This window comes from Amphritea sp., from assembly GCF_050300915.1.
Lineage (GTDB): Bacteria > Pseudomonadota > Gammaproteobacteria > Pseudomonadales > Balneatricaceae > Amphritea.
The window spans coordinates 1-7,531 of sequence record NZ_JBNKYN010000127.1 but is presented as its reverse complement, the minus strand read 5'-3'; the positions used below and the strand labels follow the sequence as shown (position 1 = coordinate 7,531).

The 7,531-nt window shown below is 53.3% G+C and carries 11 protein-coding genes; all 11 read left to right on the top strand.

Annotated elements, in window-relative coordinates; translation table 11 throughout:
* Nucleotides 1-905, top strand: a 905-nt coding sequence (locus ACQY8X_RS20375) for an allophanate hydrolase-related protein (RefSeq protein ID WP_428036965.1), incomplete at its 5' end; no start/stop codon positions are given.
* 275 nt (nt 906-1,180) lie between these two features.
* Nucleotides 1,181-2,689, top strand: a complete 1,509-nt coding sequence (nifB, locus tag ACQY8X_RS20370) for a nitrogenase cofactor biosynthesis protein NifB (protein ID WP_428036964.1) — start codon at nt 1,181-1,183, stop codon at nt 2,687-2,689.
* A gap of 10 nt (nt 2,690-2,699) precedes the next feature.
* Nucleotides 2,700-2,978, top strand: a complete 279-nt coding sequence (locus tag ACQY8X_RS20365; protein ID WP_428036963.1) for a 4Fe-4S binding protein — start codon at nt 2,700-2,702, stop codon at nt 2,976-2,978.
* Between the two features lie 4 nt (nt 2,979-2,982).
* Nucleotides 2,983-3,396: a hypothetical protein gene (locus ACQY8X_RS20360; RefSeq protein ID WP_428036962.1), complete on the top strand. Its 414-nt coding sequence runs from the start codon at nt 2,983-2,985 to the stop codon at nt 3,394-3,396.
* A 44-nt stretch (nt 3,397-3,440) separates the two neighbouring features.
* Nucleotides 3,441-4,040 (top strand): nitrogen fixation protein NifQ, encoded by a 600-nt coding sequence (locus ACQY8X_RS20355; protein ID WP_428036961.1) that lies wholly within the window; start codon nt 3,441-3,443, stop codon nt 4,038-4,040.
* Nucleotides 4,041-4,043: 3 nt separating this feature from the next.
* The gene (locus tag ACQY8X_RS20350; protein WP_428036960.1) at nt 4,044-5,684 is read left to right on the top strand and encodes a nitroreductase family protein; all 1,641 of its coding nucleotides are present in this window, start codon (nt 4,044-4,046) and stop codon (nt 5,682-5,684) included.
* Nucleotides 5,681-5,995, top strand: coding sequence for a rhodanese-like domain-containing protein (locus ACQY8X_RS20345; RefSeq protein WP_428036959.1), 315 nt, complete (start codon nt 5,681-5,683; stop codon nt 5,993-5,995). Before ACQY8X_RS20350 ends, ACQY8X_RS20345 begins: the two co-directional genes overlap by 4 nt.
* Nucleotides 5,996-6,051: 56 nt before the next feature.
* Nucleotides 6,052-6,468 (top strand): ankyrin repeat domain-containing protein, encoded by a 417-nt coding sequence (locus ACQY8X_RS20340; protein WP_428036958.1) that lies wholly within the window; start codon nt 6,052-6,054, stop codon nt 6,466-6,468.
* Between the two features lie 35 nt (nt 6,469-6,503).
* Nucleotides 6,504-6,824 carry a Grx4 family monothiol glutaredoxin gene (grxD, locus tag ACQY8X_RS20335; protein WP_428036957.1) on the top strand — a complete coding sequence of 107 codons (321 nt, stop codon included), beginning with the start codon at nt 6,504-6,506 and terminating at the stop codon, nt 6,822-6,824.
* Entirely contained in the window at nt 6,821-7,093 is a 273-nt protein-coding gene (locus tag ACQY8X_RS20330; protein ID WP_428036956.1) for a BolA/IbaG family iron-sulfur metabolism protein, read from the top strand. The genes grxD and ACQY8X_RS20330 overlap by 4 nt, the downstream gene beginning before the upstream one ends.
* Before the next feature lie 13 nt (nt 7,094-7,106).
* A complete protein-coding gene (locus ACQY8X_RS20325; protein WP_428036955.1) occupies nt 7,107-7,427 on the top strand; it encodes a DUF3144 domain-containing protein in 321 nt (106 codons plus the stop codon).
* Nucleotides 7,428-7,531: the final 104 nt, after the last annotated feature.

Genomic DNA, 7,531 nt, shown 5'->3' with positions numbered 1-7,531 from the left:
TCTATGAGGGGCCCTGGGTTGCTGAGCGTTATGCGGCGATTGATACATTTTTCGAAGAGGATTCCAGCCGCTGTCATCCGGTTATCGAGACCATACTCAAAGGGGCAGAGGGAAAAACAGCAGCCGATGCGTTTAAAGCGATCTATCAGTTGCAGGCCTACAAGGTTGAGTGTGACCGTATTATGGAAGACCTGGATGTGATGGTCATTCCTACAGCCGGTACCATCTATACCATTGAGGAGCTGCTGAATGACCCGATTCGTCTGAACTCCAACATCGGCCACTATACTAACTTCATGAACCTGCTGGATTACGCAGGTATCGCTGTACCCGCCGGTATTCTGGACAGTGGTCTGCCTTTTGGCATCACCTTTGTCGGCCCGGCATGGTCCGACCGGAAACTGTTAAGTTTTGGTGGCGAGTGGCAACAGTTGATGGGGATGCCATTGGGTGCAACCAAAACGCCGTTGCCCACATTGGCAGCCAGTGAGCCTGTGGCAAAGGCATCGATGGACACAGGTTACATTGAGTTAGCGGTATGTGGCGCTCATCTGGAAGGTCTGCCGTTGAACTTTCAGTTGCTGGAAAGGGGCGCTGAGCTGGTCAGGGTTACCCAGACTGCTGAAAAGTATCAGTTCTACGCGCTGGCCGGGGGGCCTCCGTTCCGTCCCGGTCTGATCCGTACCGATAATGGCGGCACTTCGATCGAGGTGGAGGTCTGGAAAATACCGGGTGAACAGTTGGGCAGCTTCCTGGCGGGTATTCCACAGCCGTTGGGGCTGGGAAAGGTGGAGCTTGCTGATGGCAACTGGGTAACCAGCTTTATCTGTGAAGGCTATGCCATCGCGGATGCTGAAGATATCAGTCACTTCGGTGGCTGGAGAAACTATATGGCTGCGAAATAATTTCAGGCCTGTCTCTGCACCCCCTGACACTGTCTGACAGGTCAGGGGGTTAACATCGCCCAACCTCAGATGTCGTATCCTCAATCCGGCTGAGAGAATGTAGCAGACCCGACAAACCGCTCTGATCTGTTCAGATTATGACAAACAACTCTCCTTTGGTTTTCACTAAACTCTTTTAAATTCAACGATATAGTTAATGGCGCGTGGTTTGCAAAGGTTTCTCCATAGTAACTGAATCTGATTTATAGCCTTTGGGCTGCAGAGGAGAAACACTGATGGAATTGAACGTCTTAAATGCTGATCAGGCTGCGGCCTCCGCCGAAGGTTGTAGCGCCAGTGCCTGTGGCAGCAGCAATGATCAAATGAGTCACCTGCCCGACTCAATCCGTGAGAAGGTGCAGAATCATCCCTGCTATTCAGAAGAGGCGCATCATTATTTTGCCCGTATGCATGTGGCGGTGGCGCCTGCCTGTAATATTCAGTGTCACTATTGCAACCGCAAGTACGATTGTGCCAATGAGTCCCGTCCCGGCGTGGTGTCTGAACTGTTAACCCCGGATCAGGCGGTGAAGAAAACCAAAGCGGTGGCGGCCAATATTCCACAGATGACTGTACTGGGCATTGCTGGCCCGGGTGACCCACTGGCCAACCCAGAGCGCACCTTTGAGACCTTCCGTCGCCTCAGCGAAGAAGCGCCGGATATCAAACTCTGTGTCTCGACTAATGGTCTGACGCTGCCGATGCATGTGGAAGAGCTGTCCAAACATAACATCGATCACGTCACCATCACCATCAACTGTATCGACCCGGAAGTGGGGGCAAAAATCTATCCCTGGATTTTCTGGAACAACCGTCGTATTCGCGGTAGAGCCGCTGCCAAAATTCTGATTCAGCAGCAGCAGAAAGGTCTTGAGATGCTGGTGGCCAAAGGGATTCTGGTGAAAGTGAACTCGGTGCTGATTCCCGGTGTGAATGATGAACACCTGAAGGTAGTGAGTAAGATCGTGAAAGAGAAAGGCGCCTTCCTGCACAACGTGATGCCGCTGATCTCCGAAGAGGAACATGGCACCTTTTATGGTGTGATGGGGCAGCGTGGGCCGTCCGATGAAGAGCTGCAGGACCTGCAGGATGCCTGTTCCGGCGATATGAATATGATGCGTCACTGTCGTCAGTGTCGGGCTGATGCGGTGGGCCTGCTGGGTGAAGACCGGGGTTCTGAGTTTACCCTGGATAAGATCGAAACGATGGATATCGATTACGATGCGGCGATGAAAACCCGCGCGATCGTGCATAAAGGTATTGAAGCTGAACTGGCTGAGAAGCAGCTTAAGCGTGAGCGACTGGCTGCGGTTAAAGTGCCATCCGGCCCGGTTGCGGCGAACAAGAGCTTCCGTCCGGTACTGATGGCCGTAGCGACCAGTGGTGGTGGCGTGATTAACCAGCATTTTGGTCATGCAACTGAATTTCTGGTGTATGAAGCCTCCGGTAACGGGGTGCGCTTTATCGGTCATCGTAAGGTGGATCAGTACTGTATCGGTAACGATACCTGCGGAGAGAAAGAGAGCGCCCTGGCAGGCAGCATCCGCGCGTTGTCCGGCTGTGAAGCGGTGCTCTGCTCGAAGATCGGTTATGAACCATGGGGCTTGCTGGAAGATGCCGGTATTGCGCCGAACGGTGAGTACGCCATGGAGCCGATTGAAGAGGCGGTGATGTCGGTGTATCAGGAGATGATCAGCGCAGGCAAGCTGGATGATAAAACCGGGCTGAAACGGGCAGAAGTGTAAGGAGATTACGATGGCTTTAAGTATTGTAGCAAGCTGTGTCAACTGTTGGGCCTGTCTTGATGTCTGCCCCAGTAACGCGATCGTCAGTGCTGAACCGCACTTCCTGATTGAGAGTAAGAACTGCACCGAGTGTGAAGGTGATTATGCCGACCCTCAGTGTGCCAGTATCTGCCCGATAGAGGGTGCGATCCTCAATGCTTTTGGCGATCCGATCAATCCGGAAGGCTCTCTGACCGGTATTAAGCCAGAGCTGAAGGGCGATGCGCTGAAAGAGATTCAGGCCCGCTAAACCCATGGCAACGGTGATCTTCTACGAAAAGCCGGGCTGTATTAACAACACCCGGCAGAAAAAACTGTTGCAGGCTGCCGGGCATCAGGTTGATGAGCGCAATCTGTTAACGCACCCCTGGGACGTGGTCAGTCTGACACGTTTTCTATCCCCTGAGAGTCGGGATAGCTGGCTGAACAGAACCCATCCGGGGCTGAAGTCAGGAGATCTGGAGCTGGATCTGAGTCAACCAGACTCCGTAGTGGCAGCAATGTGCCGAGACCCGTTGCTGATTCGGCGGCCGCTGATGGAGATCGATGGCCACTGTTTGCAGGGGTTTGATGCAGAGCTGCTGGATCAGTTGATCGGGTTAAGCGTAATGCCCGATGGGGATATCGAAACCTGCCCCCGCAGCCAGCACGCCAGCCCGTGTAAATAGTGCCTGTAATTTAGCTCATGTAAACAGAAAGGTGGGATATGTTAATGCAAGCAGCCCAACCTCAGGTGTCTGAGGAACTCTATACCGAGCTACTGGGCGTCACGAACAGCGATGCAACAGACCGTTATCTGGTCAGGCTGATACTGGCTGCGCGGGAGGGGCGGGGTTGTCTGCCCCTTCATCTGGGGCTGGGAGAACGTGGTTTTGCGGCATTGATTGAGCGCTGTTTTTCGGAGATGCAACACTGGTTGATTCTGCATACCGAGGTTCCCGCTGCGGTTGTTGAACGCAGTAATACCCGCAGCGAGTTACTCAGCCTGCGGCTGGATGAACAGCAAGAGCTGACGGTGTTACTGGAAAGCTGTCGCAACCCGGAGGTTGATCCGCTGTTGTCGGTCATCATTGCCACCGGCTGCTTAGGGGGTGATCACCTCTGGCGAGACCTGGGTTTTGAAAATCGTGACTGGCTGTCGGAGATGATGGCGTTTGCCTACCCGCAACTCAAGGCGAGAAACGCTAAGGATATGAAGTGGAAACGGTTTCTCTATAAGCAGCTGTGTGAAACCGGTGGTAACTATGTTTGTCGCGCCCCCAGTTGTGAAGAGTGTGCGGTGTACTCGGACTGTTTCGGACCCGAGGTCTGAACAGTGGACAGCCTGATGCAGGGCGGTGCCGGAATACAGCAAGATGACCCGTCAGATGATCTTTTAGCAAACCTGCGGGCGTACCATCAGCTATCGAAACATCATCTGCAAGGCCATGCCCCCGGGCCGGAAACACTGGACTGGGATGACCAGCCCGATCCGTTTCGCAGTTTTGCGCAGGCCACTTATATCGATCTGCCGTTAGTGGATGCAGATTATCTAAAGGTTAACGCGAGCCATCTGTTCTGTGGGGATGCCCCGTCACAGCGGTTATCACTGGAAACGCTGTCACTGTTGCTGCGCTTTAGCGCCGGTCTGTCCGCGTGGAAAACCTTCGGTATTGATCGCTGGTCCCTGAGGGTAGTGCCCTCCAGTGGCAATCTGCATCCTGGAGAGCTGTATCTGTTACTGCCATCGACCGGTTTTTGTAAAGCCGGGCTGTACCACTACGACGTGTTTCATCACCGGCTGACGCTGCGGTCACTGCTGCCGGAGCATGTCGAAGGGGCGGTATATCTGATCCAGACCAGCGTATTACAACGGGAAGCCTGGAAATATGGCGTCAGGTCACTGCGCTATTGCTGGCTGGATGCAGGCCATCAGCGGGCGCAGTGTCAGGCGGTTGCCGGTCTGCTGGGCTGGAATCTGGTGGATATCACGATCCCCCGTACTCTGTTAGCGCAGCTCTGCGGACTCAACCGGCCGGAATATGCGGAGGTGGAGCAGGAATATCCTCAATGGGTGTGTCAGCTTCACTTCAGCTATTCAGAAAACGCTGCGGCGGAGGTGCTGGAAAAACTGGTCAGCAGCGCAGCGATTAACTGGAGTGGGCAGCCGAGCCGACTGGCACCGCCGCCGCTGCAAACATGGAAGCAGCCGTTTAGCATCGCAGAGCAACTGCAGCATACCGCGACCGCTGCATGGCATTTCCCCCAGAATGGCGCGCTGCCGGGCGATTTCATCGGCGCAGAACAGGACCCCTGGAAACTGATTCTGGCACGTCGCAGTGGTCAGGCTTATGCCCCGGAGAGTGTCTATCCGCGGCAGCTGTTTGAACAGCTGATGGCTGCGCTGCAGCCCGGTGGCAGTCGTTTATTGCCGGATCAGCCACAGCTGCATCTGCTCTGCTTTATCCACGCAGTAGAGGGGCTGACGCCGGGAATCTATCTGCTTCCCCGCTCAGAACAGGGGGGCCGGCTGTTTCTCCGGGAGTTGCAACGCTGGCAGCCCTGGGACGATGCTGAGCTTAACGGAATCGCGACAGCCTGGCGGATGAAAACTGCCAACACCCGCAAAGCCGCAGGGCAGCTGTGCTGTAACCAGGCGATTGCTGCGGCCAGCAGTTTTACCCTGATATTCCTGGCGGAATTTGATTCACCCATGAGTCGCAGTCAGGGCCGTGTCTGTCCCCAGCTCTATGAAGAAGCCGGCATGCTGGGGCAGCAGATCTATCTTCATTCCACCGCTCAGGGCTATAGCGGTACCGGCATCGGATGTTTTTTCGATGACGCTATCCATGAACTGATCGGTCTGAAAAGCCAAAGCTTACAGGCACTATATGGCTTTGCGGTGGGTGAGCCGCTGCGCGATGAGCGGATCACCCAATTATCCGGTTATTACCATCTGCGGGAGCGATTTGTATGACACAGATTCAACAGATTTCAATTCAGCAAGCTGAAGCGCTGCTGGCAAGTGAGGATGTGCTGCTACTGGATTCAAGAGATCAGCGGGATTACATGAGCAGCCACCATCCGAAAGCGATGCTACTGGGTGAGCATAACCAGGAGCATCTGCTGATGAAGACACCGAAAGAGCGTCCGGTGATGGTCTATTGCTATCTCGGTCACGCCAGCATTGAGAAAGCGAAGATGTTTGCTGATTTCGGTTTTAAGCAGTGTTACAGCGTCGAGGGTGGATTCACCGCCTGGAAAAAGCAGCTAACGACCGCGGTCTGAACAATATTGTCTGAACAGGGCGGTCTAACCAGGGCCGTTTGAACAGGAGAGGGAAGATGAACGATTTAGCCGTAAATTTTCAAACGCTTAATACCGAACCCCGCAGTCAGCAAACCCTGCTGATGCAGGCGGCCCGTTATGGCGATCTGGTGGGCTTAGAGGAAGAGCTACCTGAAGCCTATGTCAATGCCCGCAACAGCGACGGTAATAACGCTCTCTGGTTTGCCTGCTTTAGTAATAACCCGAAGGCGGTGCAGTTTCTTATTGATCAGGGTATCGATATTGATAACCAGAATGATAATGGCGCGACCGCGCTGATTTACAGCGCGTCGGCAGGTAAAACAGAGCTGGTTGAGGTGTTGTTAAACGCCGGTGCCGATACCGCGCTGATGACACTGGATGACTTCACCGCGCTGGAGCTGGCCGCCAATCGGAAGATCATGCAGTTGCTACGTCAGCATAACGCTAAATAACGATTTTTGACTACGAGTAAGAGGAAGATAAGCCGATGAATACTGAAGAGAAAATTCGTAAACAGTTAGCCGAGAATCCGGTTTTACTCTATATGAAGGGCACCCCGGAAGAGCCAAAATGCGGTTTTTCCCGCAATGCGGTAAATGCGCTGGCAGAACTGGGTGCAACCTATAGTTATATCAATGTTCTGGAATCACCCTTTATCCGCGAAAAACTGCCCTCTGTTTCCGACTGGCCGACCTTTCCACAACTGTTCATCAAGGGTGAACTGGTGGGCGGTTCAGATGTGGTTTGTGAAATGGTCGCGGATGGTAGCCTGAAACCGATGCTTGATCAGGTCGGGGAACCGGCATGATTAGCAAAGAGCAGGTCAGCCAGATTGTCATGGCTGAGTTTCCCGATGCCGAACTGGATATCAGCGGCGAAGAGTGTGATCTGACCCTGCGGGTGATTAGTGAATCCTTTACCGGTGTGTCTCCAGTTGAGCGACAGAAGCGGGTGTTAAACCTGTTTCAGGCACAACTGAAAAGCGGCGCACTGCATGCGTTAACCGTTAAAGCTTACACCCTGCAGCAGTTTATTGATCTGCAGAACCAGTTTCTGGTGCAGCTGGAAAACGACTGAGGAGTACTATGGTATGAATGATGAAAATCTGTTTGATGAGCAGTTTCTGGATGTCACCAATAAACTGATCGAGATCGCCAATGAGATGGGCGAAAAATATGGCGAGCATAAAGCCAGTGTGGCTTTTATCTATGCGGCGGCTCGTTACAATGGTTACATTGCTGCCAGCAGTGTCACCAGTGCCGAAGAGTTAGAATCCAAGCGCCCTAAAGCGGTAGAGTATTTCACCGACCGGTTCCGTCAGCTCTATGATGGCAACCTGCAGGAGTATGTCGCTAACTTTGAAGAGTATATGGGAAAGGCGAAAGAGGACACCTCTGCAGCCAATGGCTGATTTGTCAGTTGTCCTACATTCAGCGTCAGGCAACCTCTGGCGCTGAAGTTACTTCTGCTACAAAAAAACTTGTCAGAAACCCTTCAATTTCAGATTTTATGAAA

Excerpts from the sequence above, each read along its gene's own strand:
- nifB (WP_428036964.1), top strand. The coding sequence starts at position 1,181 with ATGGAATTGAACGTCTTAAATGCTGATCAGGCTGCGGCCTCCGCCGAA.
- ACQY8X_RS20365 (WP_428036963.1), top strand. The coding sequence starts at position 2,700 with ATGGCTTTAAGTATTGTAGCAAGCTGTGTCAACTGTTGGGCCTGTCTT.
- ACQY8X_RS20360 (WP_428036962.1), top strand. The coding sequence starts at position 2,983 with ATGGCAACGGTGATCTTCTACGAAAAGCCGGGCTGTATTAACAACACC.
- ACQY8X_RS20355 (WP_428036961.1), top strand. The coding sequence starts at position 3,441 with ATGCAAGCAGCCCAACCTCAGGTGTCTGAGGAACTCTATACCGAGCTA.
- ACQY8X_RS20345 (WP_428036959.1), top strand. The coding sequence starts at position 5,681 with ATGACACAGATTCAACAGATTTCAATTCAGCAAGCTGAAGCGCTGCTG.
- ACQY8X_RS20340 (WP_428036958.1), top strand. The coding sequence starts at position 6,052 with ATGAACGATTTAGCCGTAAATTTTCAAACGCTTAATACCGAACCCCGC.
- grxD (WP_428036957.1), top strand. The coding sequence starts at position 6,504 with ATGAATACTGAAGAGAAAATTCGTAAACAGTTAGCCGAGAATCCGGTT.
- ACQY8X_RS20330 (WP_428036956.1), top strand. The coding sequence starts at position 6,821 with ATGATTAGCAAAGAGCAGGTCAGCCAGATTGTCATGGCTGAGTTTCCC.
- ACQY8X_RS20325 (WP_428036955.1), top strand. The coding sequence starts at position 7,107 with ATGAATGATGAAAATCTGTTTGATGAGCAGTTTCTGGATGTCACCAAT.